The following is a 17850-nucleotide window of genomic DNA, read 5'->3' on the forward strand; positions in this document are numbered from 1 at the left end:
GCGGAACGTGTTCAGTGCAACGGGCTGAAGTGGCGCTGGAGCCCGGACCACACCTCGTCGTACGCCTGTTGCAGGTGCTCCGCCCCCGCCGCCTGCGCGGTCGTGAGGATCGGCCAGCGGGTCTCGAACATGAAGGCGAGCCCGTCGTCGACCCGCTGGGGCTTGAGTTCCGCCGCGCTCGCCTTGTCGAAGGTCTCCCGGTCCGGGCCGTGCGCCGACATCATGTTGTGCAGCGAGCCGCCACCCGGCACGAAGCCCTCCGCTTTCGCGTCGTACGCGCCTTCGATCAGGCCCATGTACTCGCTCATCACGTTCCGGTGGAAGTACGGCGGCCGGAACGTGTCCTCGCCCACCAGCCAGCGCGGCGCGAAGACCACGAAGTCCACCCCGGCCAGACCCGGGGTGTCCGACGGCGACGTCAGCACGGTGAAGATCGACGGGTCCGGGTGGTCGTACGAGATCGTCCCGATGACGTTGAAGCGGCGCAGGTCGTAGACGTACGGCGTGTAGTTGCCGTGCCAGGCGACCACGTCGAGGGGGGAATGGCCGTAGGTGGCCGTCCAGAGGTTGCCGCAGAACTTGTTCACCACCTCCACCGGACCCTCGACGTCCTCGTACGCGGCCACCGGCGCCCGGAAGTCACGCGGGTTCGCCAGGCCGTTGGCGCCGATCGGGCCGAGGTCGGGGAGGCGGAAGGGGGCGCCGTAGTTCTCGCAGACGTAGCCGCGGGCGGAGGCGTCGAGGAGGTCGACGCGGAAGCGGACGCCCCGGGGGATCAGGGCGACCTCACCGGGCTCCGCGTGCAGCAGGCCGAACTCCGTGCGCAGGAGGAGGCCGCCCTGCTCCGGGACGATCAGGAGTTCGCCGTCCGCGTCGCTGAAGACGCGGTCCATGGAGGAGTTGGCGTGATACAGGTGCACGGCCATGCCCGTGCGCTGGGCCGCGTCGCCGTTGCCGCCGAGGGTCCACAGGCCCCGTACGAAGTCCGTCTCCGCCGGGGGCTCCGGGAGGGGGTTCCAGCGGAGGCGGTTGGGGTCGGGGACCGTCTCGGTGAAGGGGGCCGTGCGGAGGGTGCCGTGGTCCGCGTGGGTGAAGGCGGGGTGGGCGGCCGACGGGCGGACGCGGTAGAGCCAGGAGCGGCGGTTGTGCGCCCTCGGCTCGGTGAAGGCGGTGCCGCTGAGCTGCTCCGCGTACAGGCCGAGCGGGGCGCGCTGCGGGGAGTTGCGGCCCTGCGGCAGCGCGCCCGGGGCCGCCTCCGAGGCGTGCTCGTTGCCGAAACCGGAGAGGTACTCCAGCCCCTCGGCCGTCTTCCGCGCGTCGCCGCCCATGCCCGCTCCTTCGCGATTCTGATTCCTATGCTTCACCGTAGGATTCGGCCGGGGAGGGCGCAAGGGGAGCGCAAGGTGACAGGTCGACAACCGGACGCCGGTGGGACGTCGACAGATCGGGTGCATCGGGCGGAGGGGGAGAACCGGATTCGGAGGGGATCCGTCTTGTCAGTGCGGTGCTCTAGTCTCCCGACAGGCCGTGGACGTGCGGATGTTCGCCGTTCGCCCGTCCACTGCTGAGCGGGAGCGGCGGTACCGCCCGTACTGATATTCGGAAGGCTCATCGGACCTCGGCGGAAAGGCATCATGAAGCCCGTGTCCCAGGCGACCTCCTTGCGCCGCGCCCCCGTGCAGCGGCGCAGTGCCGAACGACTGACCAGGATCCTCGACGCCTGCGCCGACCTCCTCGACGAGGTGGGGTACGACGCGCTGAGCACCCGTGCGGTGGCGCTGCGCGCGGGTGTGCCCATCGGCTCCGTCTACCGCTTCTTCGGCAACAAGCGCGCGATGGCCGACGCGCTCGCCGAACGCAATCTGGACCGTTTCACCGACAGTGTCACCCGCCGCCTCCAGGCGACGGGCGGCGGGGACTGGCGCACCGCGACGGACGCCGTCCTCGACGAGTACCTCGACATGAAGCGCAACGCCCCCGGCTTCGCGCTCATCGACTTCGGCAACCAGATCCCCGTCGGCGGCCTCCGCCAGGAACCCAACCACCGCGTCGCCGACCGCCTGTCCGAACTGCTCTCCGCGTACATCGACCGTGCCCCCGACGAGGACCTCCGCCGCACCTTCCTCATCGCCGTCGAGACCGCCGACACCCTCGTCCACCTGGCCTTCCGGGTCTCGCCGGAGGGCGACGCGCGGATCATCCAGGAGATGCGGGAGCTGCTGCGGGCGTATCTGGCGCGTGTGCTGGACTGACACCGGACCGGACCGGGGGCGCGGCTTTTCCGGCCTCGGCCCGCCGGCCCGCCGACACCGGCCCCGGGCGCGGGCTGTCTGGCGTCGGACGCCGGGGTGTGGGCTGTCTGGCGTCGGCCCGCCGGCGTCGGACGCCGGGGCGCGGGCCGCCTGGCGTCAGGCCCATGCCGGGACCGTCGCCGGGGCCGCCGGCCCCGGCGACGGTCCCGTGAATTCCCCGACAAGACTCCCGGCAGGGCCTCCCCGCGATGCATACCGGTCGGTATGCTCGGCTTCGGTGTCGCGTGCCTTCGCGCGCGGCCCAGTCCGAGCGCCATCGTCGTCGCCGCCCCCTCCGGGAGGACCCGTGTCCAGCACCACCGACTCCCGCACCGCCCTGCGCGTCTGCCCGCTCTGCGAGGCGACCTGCGGACTCACCCTCACCATCGAGGGCACCCGGGTGACCAAGGCCCGTGGTGACCGGGACGATGTGTTCAGCAAGGGCTTCATCTGCCCTAAGGGCGCCTCCTTCGGGGCCGCCGACGGGGACCCCGACCGACTGCGCACCCCGCTGGTCCGCAGGGACGGGGAGCTGCGGGAGGCCACCTGGGAGGAGGCCTTCGACGCCGTGGCCGCCGGACTCAGGCCCGTCGTCGAGGCGCACGGACCGAACGCCGTCGGCGTTGTCCTCGGCAACCCCAACGTCCACACCATGGCCGGCGCCCTCTATCCGCCCGTCCTCCTCGCCGGCCTCGGCACCCGCAGTCTGTTCACCGCCTCCACCGTCGACCAGATGCCCAAGCACGTCTCCAGCGGACTGCTCTTCGGCGACGCCCACGCCATCCCCGTACCCGACCTCGACCGCACCGACCATCTGCTGCTCCTGGGCGCCAACCCCCTCGAGTCCAACGGCAGTCTGTGCACCGCCCCCGACTTCCCCGGCAAGCTCAAGGCCCTCAAGGCGCGCGGCGGCACCCTCACCGTCGTCGACCCGCGTACGACCCGTACGGCCAAGCTGGCCGACCGGCACGTCGCGATCCGGCCGGGCACGGACGCGCTGCTGCTCGCGGCGATGGCGTACGTCCTCTTCGAGGAGGACCTGGTCGACCTCGGGGATCTCGCCCCGCATGTGCAGGGGGTCGACGAACTCACGGCGGCCGTAAGGGAGTTCACGCCCGAGGCCGTCGCCGGGGCCTGTGACGTGGACGCCGGCGTCATCCGGGCGCTCGCCCGCGAACTGGCCGCCGCGCCCACCGCCGCCGTCTACGGCCGCATCGGCAGCTGCACCGTCCCGCACGGCACCCTCGCCAGCTGGCTGGTCGACGTGCTCAACATCCTCACCGGCAACCTCGACCGTCCCGGCGGCGCCCTGTTCCCGCACGCGGCGACCGACAGGACACCCCGGCCCGCCGGACCGGGCCGCGGCTTCGCCCTCGGCCGCTGGCACAGCCGGGTGAGCGGCCACCCCGAGGCCAAGGGCGAACTGCCGCTGTCGTCGCTCGCCGAGGAGATCGACACCGCCACCCCCGAGGGCGGCCCGATCCGCGCGCTCATCGCCGTCGCCGCCAACCCCGTGCTCTCCGCGCCCGACGGCGACCGCCTCGACAAGGCGCTCGGTTCCCTGGACTTCATGGTCAGCGTCGACCCGTACCTGGGCGAGACCGCACGCCACGCCGACGTCGTCCTGCCGCCGCCCCCGCCCTCCCAGAGCCCGCACTTCGACTTCGCGTTCAACGCCTTCGCCGTACACAACCAGGTCCGCTACAACCGCGCCGCCGTCCCCCTGGAGGACGGCCGCATGCACGAGACGGAGATCCTCGCGCGGCTGACCCTCGCCGCCACCGGTATGCACGGCGCCGACCCGTCCGCCGTGGACGACCTGGTCATCGGCCAGACCCTGGGGAAGGCCGTGAAGGAGGCCCACTCACCCGTCCACGGCCGCGACCCGCGCGAACTCGCGGACCGGCTCACCGGTGACACCGGTCCCGAGCGCCGCCTCGACATGATGCTGCGCCTCGGCCCGTACGGCGAGGGCTTCGGCGCCCGGCCGGACGGACTGACCCTGGAGAAGCTGCTCGCCCACCCGCACGGCATCGACCTCGGACCGCTGAAGCCGCGTCTGCCGCAGCCGCTGAAGACGGTGAGCGGCAGGATCGAACTGCTGCCGCGGCCGATCGTCGACGATCTGCCGAGGCTCCACGCCGCCCTGCGGGAACGCCCGGACGGCCTCGTCCTCATCGGCCGCCGGCATCTGCGTTCCAACAACAGTTGGCTGCACAACATCCCCGCCCTCACCGGCGGCACCAACCGCTGCACCCTGCACATCCACCCCGACGACGCCGAACGCCTCGGACTCGCCGACGGGGACGCCGTACGGATCAAGGGCGCCGGGGGAGAGGTCACCGCTCCCGCCGAGGTCACCGATGTCGTACGGCGCGGTGTCGTGAGCCTTCCGCACGGCTGGGGACACGACCGTCCCGGCACCCGGATGAGCCACGCCGCGATCGACCCCGGGGTGAACGTCAACCAGCTCCTCGACGGCTCGCTGCTCGACCCCCTTTCGGGCAACGCGGTCCTCAACGGCGTCCCCGTCGAACTAGCCCGAGCAGGCGCAACGCTGTGACCTGGAGTTCTGCGCTTATTGCTCGCATGTCAACGTCTTGTTAAGACTTGTCGGGCCGCCCTAACGTCGTCGCACCGCCGGTGCCCTGGTGGGAGTTCAAGGGCGAACGTTAGGTATCCACATGCTGACCATCCTCGGCTTCGCCATGATCGCGACCTTCCTGGTCCTGATCATGATGAAGAAGATGTCGCCGATCGCGGCGCTCGTGCTGATCCCGGCACTTTTCTGTGTGTTCGTCGGAAAAGGAGCCCATCTCGGCGACTACGTCATCGAGGGGGTGGGCAACCTCGCGCCCACCGCCGCGATGCTGATGTTCGCCATCGTCTACTTCGGCCTCATGATCGACGTCGGTCTCTTCGACCCGATCGTCCGGGGCATCCTGAAGTTCTGCAAGGCCGACCCGCTGCGCATCGTCGTCGGCACGGCCCTGCTCGCCGCGATCGTCTCGCTGGACGGCGACGGCTCGACCACCTTCATGATCACGGTCTCGGCGATGTACCCGCTGTACAAGCGCCTGAAGATGAGCCTGGTCGTGATGACCGGTGTCGCCGCCACCGCCAACGGCGTGATGAACACGCTGCCCTGGGGCGGTCCGACCGCCCGCGCCGCCACCGCGCTCAAGCTCGACGCCGGCGACATCTTCGTCCCGATGATCCCGGCGCTCCTCGTCGGCCTGCTCTTCGTGTTCATCCTCGCCTACGGCCTCGGCCTGCGGGAGCGCAAGCGCCTCGGTGTGCTCAGCCTCGACGAGGTGCTGGAGCAGGAGAAGATCGTCAAGGACGAGGAGAAGTCCGAGACCGGGGAAACCGTCCTTGTCGGCGCGGGCGCCTCGTCCTCTGCCGCCGCCGGCTCCGGTGACGACAAGGGCCGTACGACGAAGACCACCGGTGGTGCGGGTTCCGGCGCCGACGCCGACGATTCCGCGGACGACGACGCGGACGACGTCCGCCTCCAGGGCCTGGACCCCAACCGCCCGACGCTGCGCCCCAAGCTGTACTGGTTCAACGCGCTGCTCACCGTCGCGCTGCTCACCGCCATGATCATGGAGTTGCTGCCGATCCCGGTGCTGTTCATCCTCGGCGCCGCGCTCGCCCTGACGGTGAACTTCCCGAACATCCCCGACCAGAAGGCCCGGTTGGCCGCCCACGCCGACAACGTCCTCAACGTCTCCGGCATGGTCTTCGCCGCCGCCGTCTTCACCGGCGTCCTCCAGGGCACCGGCATGGTCGACTCGATGGCCAAGTGGATCGTCGACGGCATCCCGTCCGGCATGGGCCCGCACATGGCCCTCGTCACCGGCTTCCTGAGCCTGCCGCTCACCTACTTCATGTCCAACGACGGCTTCTACTTCGGCGTCCTGCCGGTCCTCGCCGAGGCCGGCGCCGCCCACGGTGTCTCGCCGCTGGAGATCGCCCGCGCCTCCCTCGTCGGTCAGCCGCTGCACATGTCGAGCCCGCTGGTGCCGGCCGTGTACGTCCTGGTGGGTATGGCGAAGGTCGAGTTCGGCGACCACACGAAGTTCGTGGTGAAGTGGGCGGCCGCCACTTCGCTGGTCATCCTCGGTGCGGGGATCCTGTTCGGCATCATCTGATCCATGGAACCCGACTCCCACCCGACTCCCTCGAACCGGAGTGAACTTCCTTCAGGAGGAACCACATCGTGAGGCCCGGTAGGAACCGCGGCTGGCTGCTCCGCCTCGTCATCGCCTTCAGCTTCGCGCAGGGGGCGGTGTCGATGGCCCGGCCCGCCGTGTCCTACCGGGCCCTCGCGTTGGGCGCCGACGAGCGGGCGGTCGGCGTGATCGCGGGGGTCTACGCCCTCCTCCCGCTGTTCGCCGCCGTCCCGCTCGGCCGCAGGACCGACCAGGGCCGGTGCGCGCCCCTGCTGCCCGTGGGCGTCGTCCTCATATCCGGCGGCTGCGTCATGAGCGGCCTGGCGAACTCGCTGGTGGCGATGGCCGTCTGGAGCGGCGTGATGGGCCTGGGCCATCTCTGCTTCGTCATCGGCGCCCAGTCCCTGGTCGCCCGCCAGTCCGCACCCCACGAACACGACCGCAACTTCGGCCACTTCACCATCGGCGCCTCCCTCGGCCAACTGGTCGGCCCGATCGCCGCAGGCGTCCTGATCGGCGGCCCGGACATGACCCGTACGAGCGCCCTGGCACTGGTGGTGGCGGGCGCGGGGGCGGCGGTCGCGTTCACCTCGCTGTGGCGGATAGAGCGTCCCATCGAGCCCAAGTCCCGTACGGCACAGGGCAAGCGCGTGCCCGTGCACCGCATCCTGCGCACCCGTGGAGTGCCGGGCGGCATCTTCATCAGCCTCGCCGTGCTGTCGGCCACCGACATCCTCACCGCGTATCTGCCGGTGGTCGGCGAGCACCGGGGCATCGCGCCCTCGGTGATCGGCGTCCTGCTGAGTCTGCGCGCGGCGGCGACCATCGCGTGCCGCCTGGTGATGACACCCATGCTGCGACTGCTCGGCCGCACCGCGCTGCTCACCGTGACCTGTGTGCTGGGGGCCGTGCTGTGCGCCGGGATCGCGCTGCCGGTACCGGTGTGGGCATTGGCCCTGATCCTCGCCGCCCTCGGGTTCTGCCTCGGTGTCGGGCAGCCGCTGTCCATGACGACGGTGGTGCAGGCCGCGCCGGACGACGCCCGTTCCACCGCCCTCGCTCTGCGGCTGACGGGAAACCGGCTGGGGCAGGCCGGGGCGCCCGCCGCGGCGGGCCTGATCGCCGGAGTCGCGGGCGTGGCCGCGCCGTTCGTGATGCTCGGCGCGCTGCTGCTGGTGTCATCGGGCATCGCGCTGCGCTCGCCGGCGGAGCCGGGGCAGGGGAGCGGCACGTCGGAGAAGGAGGAGGAAGAGGAGGGGGAGGGGGAGGGGGAGGGGGAAGGGGAAGCGGAACGGAAGGGCTCGCGGCCCGGTGCTTCCCTGGGCCGGAAGAGGGATATCTGACGGGTCGTCGGGCGCGGCTCCCCCCACCCAGGGTGTGATGTGACAGAGAGTCAGGCGAAAGAGCGATTTGTGTGAAAATCGTCTGACTCGGAGGTTCCGCATGTCCACCTCGTCCCGCCCGCGCCCCGCCGGAGTGCGCGCGAGTGCCGCCCTCCTCGCGGCACTCACCGTCACGGGAGCCAGCCTGATCACGGCACCGGCCGCCGTCGCCGCACCGGGCGACCCCGACGTCGTGATCCACAAGGTGGGCTTCCCGTTCGACAACCAGCGCAACCAGCCGCTGGTCTGCGACTTCTACCTCACCGCCTTCAACTTCACCCCGCCGCAGCGCGTCAGCTGGACGATCGACAGGCAGCCTCCCGTCCCGGAGACCGACCCCATCGCCACGGGCGAGATCACACTCGAAGCCGACGGCAGCGGGCACAGCACGCCCGTGGCGCCCGAGGACGCGGTGCGGCTCCCCAACGGGCGGTACGTGCTGACCTGGAGGACCGTCGGCGGGCCCGTCGAGGAGGGGCGCAGAAACCTCACGGTCGAGTGCCCGCTCGTCGCACCCAACGGCGGCCCCCCGGCCGGCGGCGGCGGTCTCGCCATGACGCAGGACTTCTCGCCGGTCGCCGGCGCGGCCGCCGTGGGCCTCGCCGCGGTCGGCGGAGTGACCTATCTGCGGCTGCGCCGGCGTCGCGCCGATGGCGCGGCGTAGACGGCGGCCGAGGCCGTGGTACCGGACGCGCGCCTACCGCCTGACGCGGACGGTCGTGATGACCACCGCGCTGGTGGTGGGCGGCGTCCACTGGGCGCAGGACGGCGAGCGTGCCGACCCCGCCGAGGCCCGCACCGCCTGGGCCGACACCGGGGCGCGCGGTGCGGGGGCACCGCGCGCCCCGGCGCCCCAGTACTCCACACCCCCGCCCCCCGGCACGCCCTCCCGCGCCGCCTCCCCGAGGACGACACCCGACGAGCGGGCCGAGCGGGCGGAGGGGGTTCAGCAGGCCGAGCGCGTGAGCCCGGAGCCCGTAGAGCCCGCGCCGCCCGCATCCGCCGAGCCCACGAGACCGGCGCCCGCCGCGTCGACGAGGCGGACACCCGCCGAGCCCGCGCGCCCGGCGCCCGCCGCCCCCACCGGGCCGACACCCGCCAATCCCACCAGCCCCGCCAGGCGCGCCGAACCCGTGAAGCCCACCCCCACCCGGCCGACCAAGCCGAAGCGGCCCGCCCAGCCCCGTACCCTCCCGCCCTCCCGGGCGAAGACCCTCACCATCCGCTACCTCGGCATCAAAGCCCCGGTCATGGACCTCCGCCTCGACAGCGACGGGCGGCTTCCCGCGCCTCCGGACGACAAGCCCAAGCTGGTCGGCTGGTACTCGGAGGGGCCCGCGCCCGGCGGGCCCGGCACCGCGGTCGTCGTCGGCCACCGGGACACCCGGACGGGTCCCGCCGTCTTCGCCGCGCTGGAGATGATCAAGCCCGGCCGCATCGTGGAGGTCCGGCGGGACGACGGCCGCACCGCCGTGTACACCGTGGACGCCGTGAGGACGTACGAGAAGGCCCGCTTCCCCAACAAGGAGGTGTACGGCCGGCGCGGCCGCCCGGAGCTTCGCCTGATCACCTGCGGTGGGACGTACGACCGGCGGAAGGGGTACGCGAGCAACGTCGTCGTCTTCGCCCACCTCACCGCGACCCGCTGACCCGCTGACCCGCGCGCACGACGTGAACGGGCGTGCGGGGCGCGGGATGTGCGCCTCGGTGAGCACCGGGGGCGTACGGGCGCACGCACGGCCCGGCCCCAGCGCGGCTGACGGCTCCGGAGCCGGTGATCCCGTTAGAGGTGGAGGCATGACCTCGCACTCCACCCGCACCCGTCACTCCACCCGCACCCGTCACTCCACCCGCACCCGTCACTCCACCCGCACCCGCGCCCGTCACTCCACCCGCACCCGTCGCTCCACGCCCACCAACCCCCGCCGAGTCACCCGCACCCGCGTCGCCCTCGCGGCGGCCGCCTGTCTGCTCGCCGTCGGCGCCCCGACCGCGTACGCCGCGTTCACCGAGGACGCCACCACCGGTTCCGTGGTCGCCCCGGCGCGCGGCACGCCGTACATCGAGACACGGCTCTTCTTCGGGACCGAGCGGCCCGACGGCGGTCCGGCCGTCACCGAGGAGCAGTTCACGGACTTCGTCGACCGCGAGGTCACGCCGGGGTTTCCGGGCGGGCTGACCGTGCAGGAGGGGCGCGGGCAGTGGCGGGGTGCGAGCGGGACCATCGAGAAGGAGCGGTCGTACGAGCTGATCCTGCTGTATCCGGCGGCGGCGGCCGGCGGATACGACCGGAAGATCGAGGAGATCCGCGGCGACTACCGGAAGCAGTTCGCGCAGGAGGCGGTGGCGCGGGTCGACGACCGGACGCTGGTGGACTTCTGAGGCCGGGGCCGCTTCGCCCCGGCCGTCGACGGGCGGGGCGGTGACGAGTCCTGCCTCACTGTCCGAGGCCCTGGTGCCGGAAAACTATCAGGGCTAGTTTTTGGTGCGGACGACACGGCTCCGCCCGGGAGGCAGCGCGATGAAGGCACACGACGGCATGTACATCGGCGGTAGCTGGCGGCCCGCCGCCGGCACCGACACGATCGAGGTCGTGAACCCGGCCGACGAGCAGGTGATCGACCGGGTCCCGGCGGGCACGGCCGAGGACGTCGACGCCGCCGTTCGGGCCGCTCGCGCGGCCCTCCCCGGCTGGGCCGCGACCTCGCCCGCCGAGCGGGGCGCGATCATCGGCGCGCTGCGCGACGTGCTCGCCGCGCGCCGGGAGGAGATCGCCGAGACGGTGACGGCGGAGCTCGGCTCACCGCTGCCGTTCTCCCAGAGGGTGCACGCGGACCTGCCGGTCGCGGTCGCCGGTTCGTACGCCGAGCTGGCCGCGAAGCACCCCTTCGAGGAGAAGGTCGGCAACTCGACCGTCCATCACGAGCCCATCGGCGTCGTCGGCGCGATCACCCCCTGGAACTACCCGCTCCACCAGATCGTCGCCAAGGTCGCCCCGGCCCTCGCCGCGGGCTGCACCGTCGTCCTGAAGCCCGCCGAGGACACCCCGCTGACCGCCCAGCTGTTCGCCGAGGCCGTCCACGAGGCGGGCGTGCCCGCCGGGGTGTTCAACCTGGTCACCGGCCTCGGCCCGGTCGCCGGGCAGGCGCTCGCCGAGCACGACGGCGTCGACCTGGTCTCCTTCACCGGCTCCACGGCGGTGGGCCGCCGCATCGCCGCGACGGCGGGGGCCGCCATCAAGAAGGTCGCCCTGGAACTCGGCGGCAAGTCCGCCAACGTGATCCTCCCGAGCGCCGACCTGACCAAGGCGGTCGGCGTCGGCGTCGCCAACGTCATGTCCAACTCCGGCCAGACGTGCAGCGCCTGGACCCGCATGCTCGTCCACACCTCCCAGTACGACGAGGCCGTCGAGCTGGCCGCCGCGGCCGCCGCGAAGTACGGCGACCGCATCGGCCCGCTGGTCAACGCCAAGCAGCAGGCACGCGTGCGGGGTTACATCGAGCAGGGCGTCGCCGAGGGCGCCCGTCTGATCGCCGGTGGTCCCGAATCCCCGCGCGAACAGGGCTACTTCGTCAGCCCCACCGTCTTCGCCGACGTGACCCCCGAGATGGCCATCGCCCAGGAGGAGATCTTCGGCCCGGTCCTGTCCATCCTGCGCTACGAGGACGAGGACGACGCCCTGCGGATCGCCAACGGCACGGTCTACGGGCTGGCCGGCGCCGTCTGGGCCGGCGACGACACCGAGGCCGTGGCCTTCGCCCGCCGCATGGACACCGGCCAGGTCGACATCAACGGCGGCCGCTTCAACCCGCTGGCCCCCTTCGGCGGTTACAAGCAGTCGGGGGTGGGCCGCGAACTCGGCGCCCACGGTCTGACCGAGTACCTGCAGACCAAGTCCCTTCAGTTCTGACCGCTTCCAGGCGAGTCGTAGTCGTAGCCTCAGTAGGAGAGTCGTACCCCCATGGCCGTTCGAGCCGCCGTACTGCCCGCCGTCGGTGCTCCGTTGGAGATCACCGAGATCGAGCTGCCGGATCCCGGGCCCGGCCAGGTCCGGGTGCGGCTCGCCGCCGCCGGCGTCTGTCACTCCGACCTGTCGCTGTCCGACGGGACCATGCGGGTACCGGTGCCCGCGGTGCTCGGCCATGAGGGCGCGGGTACGGTCCTCGCGGTCGGCGACGGGGTCACCCATGTCGCGCCCGGCGACGGAGTGGTCCTCAACTGGGCGCCCTCCTGCGGGAGTTGCCACGCCTGCTCGCTCGGCGAGGTGTGGCTGTGCGCGAACGCGCTGGTCGGCGCCGGGAACGTGTACGCCCGGCGCGCCTCCGACGGCGCCGACCTCCACCCCGGTCTGAACGTGGCCGCCTTCGCGGAGGAGACGGTCGTGGCCGCCGGCTGTGTGCTCCCCGCCCCGGACGGCGTCCCGCTCACCGACGCGGCCCTGCTGGGCTGTGCCGTCCTCACCGGTTACGGCGCGGTCCACCACTCGGCGCGGGTCCGGGAGGGCGAGACCGTCGCCGTCTTCGGGGTGGGCGGGGTCGGGCTGGCCGCGCTCCAGGCGGCGCGGATCGCGGGCGCGTCCCGGATCGTCGCCGTGGACGTCTCCCCGGCGAAGGAGGAGCTGGCGCGTGCGGCGGGGGCCACGGAGTATGTCGTCGCCTCCGAGAACACCGCCCGCGAGATCCGTGCGCTGACCGGAAAGCAGGGTGTGGACGTCGCCGTGGAGTGCGTCGGCCGTGCGGTCACCATCCGGGCGGCCTGGGAGTCGACCCGGCGCGGCGGCCGCACCACCGTCGTCGGCATCGGCGGCAAGGACCAGCAGGTCACCTTCAACGCGCTGGAGCTCTTCCACTGGGGCCGCACCCTGTCCGGCTGCGTCTACGGCAACTCCGACCCGGCTCGCGACGTCCCGATCCTCGCGGGCCACATCCGCGCAGGGCGCCTGGACCTCGGCGTCCTGGTGACCGACCGCATCTCCCTGGACGGCATCCCGGCGGCCTTCGACAACATGCTGGCGGGCAAGGGCGGCCGGGCGCTGGTGACGTTCTGATGCGGGCGCGGGTGGGCTGTGGTTGCTCGCGCAGTTCCCCGCGCCCCTAGAAGACTCCGGGCGCGCCCCCATGCTTTCCAGGGGCGCGGGGCTGTGCCGAAATGCGGCTCCGCCGCGTGGGCGCGACCAGCCCCCACTCGGCGGCGGACAAACATCGCACCCAACCCGTGCAGGACCGTTGACCAACATACCGTCCGGTCAGTACGTTCCCGGGAACGTCCCCGCACCCACCGGAGTGTGCACACATGGACACCGCTCCCGCCCCCGTCACCACCCCCCGCCCCCAGAGCCACCGCAAGGTCGCCACCGCCGCGGCGCTCGCCTCGGCCGTGGAGTGGTACGACTACTTCGTCTTCGGCATAGCCGCGGCCCTGGTCCTGGGTGACCTCTACTTCCCGGCCGGCAGTTCCTCCGCAGGAGTCCTCGCCGCGTTCGCCACCTTCGCCGTCGGCTTCCTCGCCCGCCCCCTCGGCGGAGTCGTCGCCGGTCACCTCGGCGACAAACGCGGCCGCAAGCCGATGCTCGTCCTGGCCCTCACCCTGATGGGCCTGGCCACCACCGGCATCGGTCTCCTCCCCACGTACGAGACGATCGGGATCGCCGCTCCGATCCTGCTCGTCCTCCTCCGCGTCGCCCAGGGCGTCGCCGTCGGCGCCCAGTGGGGCGGCGCGATGCTGCTCGCCACCGAGTACGCCCCGGAGGGCAAGCGCGGGGTGTACGGCAGCTTCGTCCAACTCGGCGTCCCCATCGGCGTGGTGAGCGCCAACACGATGTTCCTCGTCGTGGGGGCCGCCACCAGCGACTCCGCGTTCGCCGCCTGGGGCTGGCGCGTGCCCTTCCTGGTCGGCCTGTTCGTCCTCGTCCTCGCCTGGTACATCCACCGCCATGTCGAGGAGACCCCCGAATTCCGGGCGGCGGAACGGGCGTTGACGGAGAAGGAGAAGAGCGAGAAGGGCTCCCCGCTCAGGACGATCCTCCGCGGCCACCTCGGCACGGTGTTCCTCGCGGGCGGCTCGTTCGCCGTGAACACCGCGACCTTCTACATCCTCATCACCGGCGTCCTCGACTACACCACCCGCGAACTCGACATGAAACGCAGCGCGGTGCTCGCCGTCTCCCTCTGCGTCAGCCTCACCCAGCTGGTGCTGATCCCCGCCGCCGCGGCCCTTTCCGACCGCGTCGGCCGTATCCGGATCTACGCGTTCGGGGCGGCCGGTATCGCCCTGTGGGCCGTTCCGCTGTTCCTGCTCATCGACACCGGCTCCCTGCTGTGGCTCGCCGTCGGCACCTTCGTCGCCAGCTGCTTCCTCAGCATCATGTACGGCCCTCAAGCCGCCCTGTTCGCCGAGCTGTTCACCCCCGAGATGCGGTACACGGGCGCCTCCCTCGGCTACCAGATCGCCGCGGTGTTCGGCGGCGGCCTCGCCCCGTTCCTGATGGTTCTCCTCCTGGAGGCCACGGGCACGTCCATGGCGGTGTCCGCGTACATCATCGGGCTCTCGGTGATCGCCCTCCTGTCGATCAAGGTCCTCGCAGGGAGGGCGAGTTCACGAACCGAGGGCTAGTCCCGTGAGCCGCTGGTCAGTCCCATGCCCGCCGCCCCTGCCGCGCCCCCGGAACCACATCCGCGGGCGCGGCGCCGGCCACGCTCGCCGCCGCGTCGGCCGTCCCCCGTGTGCGCGCTCGGCATTTTCAGACGCCCGGCCGGCCACCGCGGGCGCCTAACGCCCCCCGCCCCGCCGCGCCCCCTCGTACTGCCGCTCCAACCCGTCCAGCAACGCCCTCAACCCCACCTCGAACGCCCGCTCGTCCACCTTCTGCTGCTGCTCGGCCAGCAGATGGGCCTGCCCGAGGTGCGGGTAGTCGGCCGGGTCGTACGCGCTCTCGTCGTCGACGAACCCCCCGGCGAACGACCCGATCGCGGACCCCATGATGAAGTACCGCATCAACGCCCCGATGGACGTGGCCTGCGCGGCGGGCCACCCCGCCTCGACCATGGCGCCGAACACCACGTCGGCGACCCGGAGCCCGGCCGGCCGCCGCCCGGGGCCACGCGCGAGGATCGGCACGATGTTGGGGTGGTCGCGCAGAGCGGCCCGGTAGGAGACGGCCCAGTCGTGCAGCGCGGTGCGCCAGTCCCGTCCGTCCTCGAACATCGACAGGTCGACCTGAGCGCTCACCGAGTCGGCGACGGCCTCCAGGATCTGGTCCATGGTCCGGAAGTGGTTGTAGAGGGAGGGCCCGCTCACGCCCAGCTCGGCGGCGAGCCGCCGCGTGGAGACCGCCGCCAGCCCCTCCGCGTCCACCAGCGCCCGCGCCGTCTCCACGATGCGGTCGGTGCTCAGCAGGGGCTTGCGCGGTCGGGCCATGGCGCACATAGTAGGGCTGCACAATTAAACTAGCAGTGATAATTTAAGCATGAATGGGCATGCCCGAGCGTGTGATCTCTTGATGGGGTGATCCGACGTGAACCTTGAGCTCAGCGAGGAGCAGACCGCCGTACGGCAGCTCGCCCGGGACTTCGTGGAGCGCGAGATCGCCCCGCACGTCATCGCCTGGGACCGCGCCGAGAACGTCGACCGGGCCATCGTGAAGAAGCTCGGCGAGGTCGGTTTCCTGGGGCTCACCGTCGACGAGGAGTACGGCGGCTCCGGCGGCGACCATCTCGCGTACTGCCTGGTCACCGAGGAGCTCGGCCGCGGCGATTCCTCCGTGCGCGGCATCGTCTCCGTCTCCCTCGGCCTGGTCGCGAAGACGATCGCGGCCTGGGGCGACGAGGACCACAAGCGCCGCTGGCTGCCGGGGCTCACGGCGGGGGAGTACATCGGCTGCTTCGGCCTCACCGAACCGGGCACGGGCTCCGACGCGGGCAACCTCGCCACCCGTGCGGCGCGGGACGGCGACGACTACGTCATCAACGGCACCAAGATGTTCATCACGAACGGCACCTGGGCCGATGTCGTCCTCCTCTTCGCCCGCTCCACCGACGCCCCCGGCCACCAGGGCATCTCCGCCTTCCTCGTCCCCACCGACACCCCCGGCCTGACCCGCCGCCCCCTCCACGGCAAGCTCGGCCTGCGTGGCCAGGCCACCGCCGAACTGGTCCTTCAGGACGTCCGCGTCCCCGCCTCCGCGATGCTCGGCCCGGAGGGCAAGGGCTTCACCGTCGCCATGTCCGCGCTCGCCAAGGGCCGGATGTCGGTCGCGGCCGGCTGCGTCGGCATCGCCCAGGCGGCGCTCGACGTGGCGGTGCGCTACGCCGGTGAGCGCGAGCAGTTCGGCAAGTCCATCGCCCATCACCAGCTCGTCCAGGAACTCCTCAGCGACATCGCGGTCGACGTCGACGCGGCCCGGCTGCTCACCTGGCGCGTCGCCGACCTCGTCGACCGGGGCCGGCCCTTCGCCACCGAGGCGAGCAAGGCCAAGCTCTTCGCCTCCGAGGCCGCCGTCCGCGCCGCGAACAACGCCCTCCAGGTCTTCGGCGGCTACGGCTACATCGACGAGTACCCGGCCGGCAAACTCCTGCGCGACGCCCGCGTGATGACCCTCTACGAAGGCACCAGCCAGATACAGAAACTGCTCATCGGACGGGCACTGACAGGAGTGTCGGCGTTCTGAGTCCGGCGTTCCGAATCCGGTGTCCGGAGTTCTGGGTTGAGTACGCGGACGCGCCGTCTGAGTATCCCGACGGATGTGGCCCGAGCCACACCTGCCGAACCATGTCCCCATGAGTGAGACACCGGTCAAGCAGCAGAGTACGGCGGCCTTCTACGGCCAGGCCGTCGCCTCCTTCATCGTCGCCATGGCGGCCACCACCGTCGGCATCTACAACCTGGACGCCAATGTCTGGGTCCGTTCCTTCCTGGCCATCGCGGTCCTCTACCTGGTGACCTCGTCCTTCACCCTGGCCAAGGTGATCCGCGACCGGCAGGAGGCCGGGCAGATCGTCAGCCGGGTCGACCAGGCCAGGCTGGAAAAGCTCCTCGCGGACCACGACCCCTTCGAGAAACTCTGACAAGCCCCGTTCCGGTACGGCACAGCCCGGTACGGCACCGCCCTGAGCGGGCCTTCTAAGCGCTCGCTCACCTTTCGGCGGTATGGTGGTGCCGAGCCATCGGAAGGGGCGAACGAGCGATGAGTACGGCGGAGGAGACGGCCGGCGGCGAACCGCAGCCGTGGGCCGAGGTCAACCCGGACGCGGCCCGGCGGCTGCTGGTGGCCGCCGTGGAGGCCTTCGCCGAGCGCGGCTACCACGCGACGACGACCCGAGACATCGCGGGCCGCGCGGGTATGAGCCCCGCCGCGCTGTACATCCACTACAAGACCAAGGAAGAGCTGCTCCATCGGATCAGCCGCATCGGTCACGAGAAGGCCCTCGATGTGCTGCGTACGGCGGCCAAGGGCGAGGGCGGCCCGGCCGACCGTCTCGCCGAGGCCGTGCGGTCCTTCGTCCGCTGGCACGCCGGGCAGCACACCGTCGCCCGCGTCGTCCAGTACGAGCTCGACGCCCTCGGCCCCGACGCCCGCGCCGAGATCGTCACCCTCCGCCGCGAGAACGAAGCGGCGGTCCGCGGCATCATCGAGGACGGCGTCGCCGCCGGCGACTTCGACGTCCCCGACGTCCGCGGCACCACCATCGCCGTCCTCTCCCTCTGCATCGACGTCGCCCGCTGGTTCAACGCGAACGGCCCCCGCACGCCGGACGAGGTGGGCGCGCTGTACGCGGACCTGGTCCTGCGGATGGTGAGCGCGAAGAAGTAGCCGGGGGAACGTCGACCTCGGTCGGAGCGTCGTTCGAAACATTCGAAGAATCTGGTCATGGATTTGATCTTCTCTTTGAGGTCGGCGACGGGTCATCGCCCTTTATGGCGGCTCACCTGCCCTGTGAACTGGTGAATTGGCCTTCCCGTAAATCTTGAGGGGCGCGAATGTTTCGGGATCATTGCCGAAACCAT

General features: G+C 71.6%; 15 protein-coding genes. 13 read left to right on the forward strand and 2 right to left on the reverse strand.

The window, feature by feature from the left end; genetic code table 11:
- Positions 1 to 11: 11 nt before the first annotated feature.
- Positions 12 to 1328 (reverse strand): homogentisate 1,2-dioxygenase, encoded by a 1317-nt coding sequence (gene hmgA / locus JIX56_RS37090; RefSeq protein WP_257547190.1) that lies wholly within the window; start codon positions 1326 to 1328, stop codon positions 12 to 14.
- 306 nt (positions 1329 to 1634) lie between these two features.
- On the opposite strand from hmgA, the gene JIX56_RS37095 reads away from it, so the two are divergent.
- The 10 genes from JIX56_RS37095 (at position 1635) to JIX56_RS37140 (ending at position 14460) form a co-directional block, all read left to right on the forward strand.
- Positions 1635 to 2252: a TetR/AcrR family transcriptional regulator gene (locus JIX56_RS37095; RefSeq protein WP_257547192.1), complete on the forward strand. Its 618-nt coding sequence runs from the start codon at positions 1635 to 1637 to the stop codon at positions 2250 to 2252.
- A 346-nt stretch (positions 2253 to 2598) separates the two neighbouring features.
- On the forward strand, positions 2599 to 4854 hold the full coding sequence (locus JIX56_RS37100; RefSeq protein ID WP_257547194.1) for a molybdopterin oxidoreductase family protein: 2256 nt from the start codon (positions 2599 to 2601) through the stop codon (positions 4852 to 4854).
- A gap of 121 nt (positions 4855 to 4975) precedes the next feature.
- Positions 4976 to 6445 (forward strand): CitMHS family transporter, encoded by a 1470-nt coding sequence (locus JIX56_RS37105; protein ID WP_257547196.1) that lies wholly within the window; start codon positions 4976 to 4978, stop codon positions 6443 to 6445.
- Positions 6446 to 6513: 68 nt separating this feature from the next.
- A complete protein-coding gene (locus JIX56_RS37110) occupies positions 6514 to 7809 on the forward strand; it encodes an MFS transporter (protein ID WP_257547198.1) in 1296 nt (431 codons plus the stop codon).
- A 100-nt stretch (positions 7810 to 7909) separates the two neighbouring features.
- Entirely contained in the window at positions 7910 to 8512 is a 603-nt protein-coding gene (locus JIX56_RS37115) for a hypothetical protein (RefSeq protein ID WP_257547200.1), read from the forward strand.
- Positions 8513 to 8570: 58 nt separating this feature from the next.
- Positions 8571 to 9497, forward strand: coding sequence for a class F sortase (locus tag JIX56_RS37120; protein WP_306819901.1), 927 nt, complete (start codon positions 8571 to 8573; stop codon positions 9495 to 9497).
- A gap of 319 nt (positions 9498 to 9816) precedes the next feature.
- Complete coding sequence (locus JIX56_RS37125) at positions 9817 to 10230, forward strand: DUF3574 domain-containing protein (RefSeq protein ID WP_257551324.1); 414 nt, start codon at positions 9817 to 9819, stop codon at positions 10228 to 10230.
- 139 nt (positions 10231 to 10369) lie between these two features.
- On the forward strand, positions 10370 to 11758 hold the full coding sequence (locus tag JIX56_RS37130; RefSeq protein WP_257547202.1) for an aldehyde dehydrogenase family protein: 1389 nt from the start codon (positions 10370 to 10372) through the stop codon (positions 11756 to 11758).
- Positions 11759 to 11809: 51 nt separating this feature from the next.
- Entirely contained in the window at positions 11810 to 12895 is a 1086-nt protein-coding gene (locus JIX56_RS37135) for a Zn-dependent alcohol dehydrogenase (RefSeq protein WP_257547204.1), read from the forward strand.
- Between the two features lie 245 nt (positions 12896 to 13140).
- Positions 13141 to 14460: an MFS transporter gene (locus JIX56_RS37140; protein WP_257547206.1), complete on the forward strand. Its 1320-nt coding sequence runs from the start codon at positions 13141 to 13143 to the stop codon at positions 14458 to 14460.
- A 156-nt stretch (positions 14461 to 14616) separates the two neighbouring features.
- Here the strand turns inward: JIX56_RS37140 and JIX56_RS37145 are convergent, their stop codons facing one another.
- Complete coding sequence (locus JIX56_RS37145) at positions 14617 to 15264, reverse strand: TetR/AcrR family transcriptional regulator (RefSeq protein WP_257547208.1); 648 nt, start codon at positions 15262 to 15264, stop codon at positions 14617 to 14619.
- 97 nt (positions 15265 to 15361) lie between these two features.
- Between JIX56_RS37145 and JIX56_RS37150 the strand changes: the two genes are divergently transcribed.
- The 3 genes from JIX56_RS37150 (at position 15362) to JIX56_RS37160 (ending at position 17656) form a co-directional block, all read left to right on the forward strand.
- Entirely contained in the window at positions 15362 to 16513 is a 1152-nt protein-coding gene (locus JIX56_RS37150) for an acyl-CoA dehydrogenase family protein (protein WP_257547209.1), read from the forward strand.
- A gap of 109 nt (positions 16514 to 16622) precedes the next feature.
- On the forward strand, positions 16623 to 16910 hold the full coding sequence (locus tag JIX56_RS37155; RefSeq protein WP_257547211.1) for a YiaA/YiaB family inner membrane protein: 288 nt from the start codon (positions 16623 to 16625) through the stop codon (positions 16908 to 16910).
- Positions 16911 to 17029: 119 nt separating this feature from the next.
- On the forward strand, positions 17030 to 17656 hold the full coding sequence (locus JIX56_RS37160) for a TetR/AcrR family transcriptional regulator (protein WP_257547213.1): 627 nt from the start codon (positions 17030 to 17032) through the stop codon (positions 17654 to 17656).
- Positions 17657 to 17850 lie beyond the last annotated feature (194 nt).

The sequence above is a fragment of the Streptomyces sp. CA-210063 genome (assembly GCF_024612015.1).
Lineage (GTDB): Bacteria > Actinomycetota > Actinomycetes > Streptomycetales > Streptomycetaceae > Streptomyces.

Excerpts from the sequence above, each read along its gene's own strand:
- hmgA (WP_257547190.1), bottom strand. The coding sequence starts at position 1,328 with ATGGGCGGCGACGCGCGGAAGACGGCCGAGGGGCTGGAGTACCTCTCC.
- JIX56_RS37095 (WP_257547192.1), top strand. The coding sequence starts at position 1,635 with ATGAAGCCCGTGTCCCAGGCGACCTCCTTGCGCCGCGCCCCCGTGCAG.
- JIX56_RS37105 (WP_257547196.1), top strand. The coding sequence starts at position 4,976 with ATGCTGACCATCCTCGGCTTCGCCATGATCGCGACCTTCCTGGTCCTG.
- JIX56_RS37115 (WP_257547200.1), top strand. The coding sequence starts at position 7,910 with ATGTCCACCTCGTCCCGCCCGCGCCCCGCCGGAGTGCGCGCGAGTGCC.
- JIX56_RS37120 (WP_306819901.1), top strand. The coding sequence starts at position 8,571 with ATGACCACCGCGCTGGTGGTGGGCGGCGTCCACTGGGCGCAGGACGGC.
- JIX56_RS37130 (WP_257547202.1), top strand. The coding sequence starts at position 10,370 with ATGAAGGCACACGACGGCATGTACATCGGCGGTAGCTGGCGGCCCGCC.
- JIX56_RS37135 (WP_257547204.1), top strand. The coding sequence starts at position 11,810 with ATGGCCGTTCGAGCCGCCGTACTGCCCGCCGTCGGTGCTCCGTTGGAG.
- JIX56_RS37140 (WP_257547206.1), top strand. The coding sequence starts at position 13,141 with ATGGACACCGCTCCCGCCCCCGTCACCACCCCCCGCCCCCAGAGCCAC.
- JIX56_RS37145 (WP_257547208.1), bottom strand. The coding sequence starts at position 15,264 with ATGGCCCGACCGCGCAAGCCCCTGCTGAGCACCGACCGCATCGTGGAG.
- JIX56_RS37155 (WP_257547211.1), top strand. The coding sequence starts at position 16,623 with ATGAGTGAGACACCGGTCAAGCAGCAGAGTACGGCGGCCTTCTACGGC.
- JIX56_RS37160 (WP_257547213.1), top strand. The coding sequence starts at position 17,030 with ATGAGTACGGCGGAGGAGACGGCCGGCGGCGAACCGCAGCCGTGGGCC.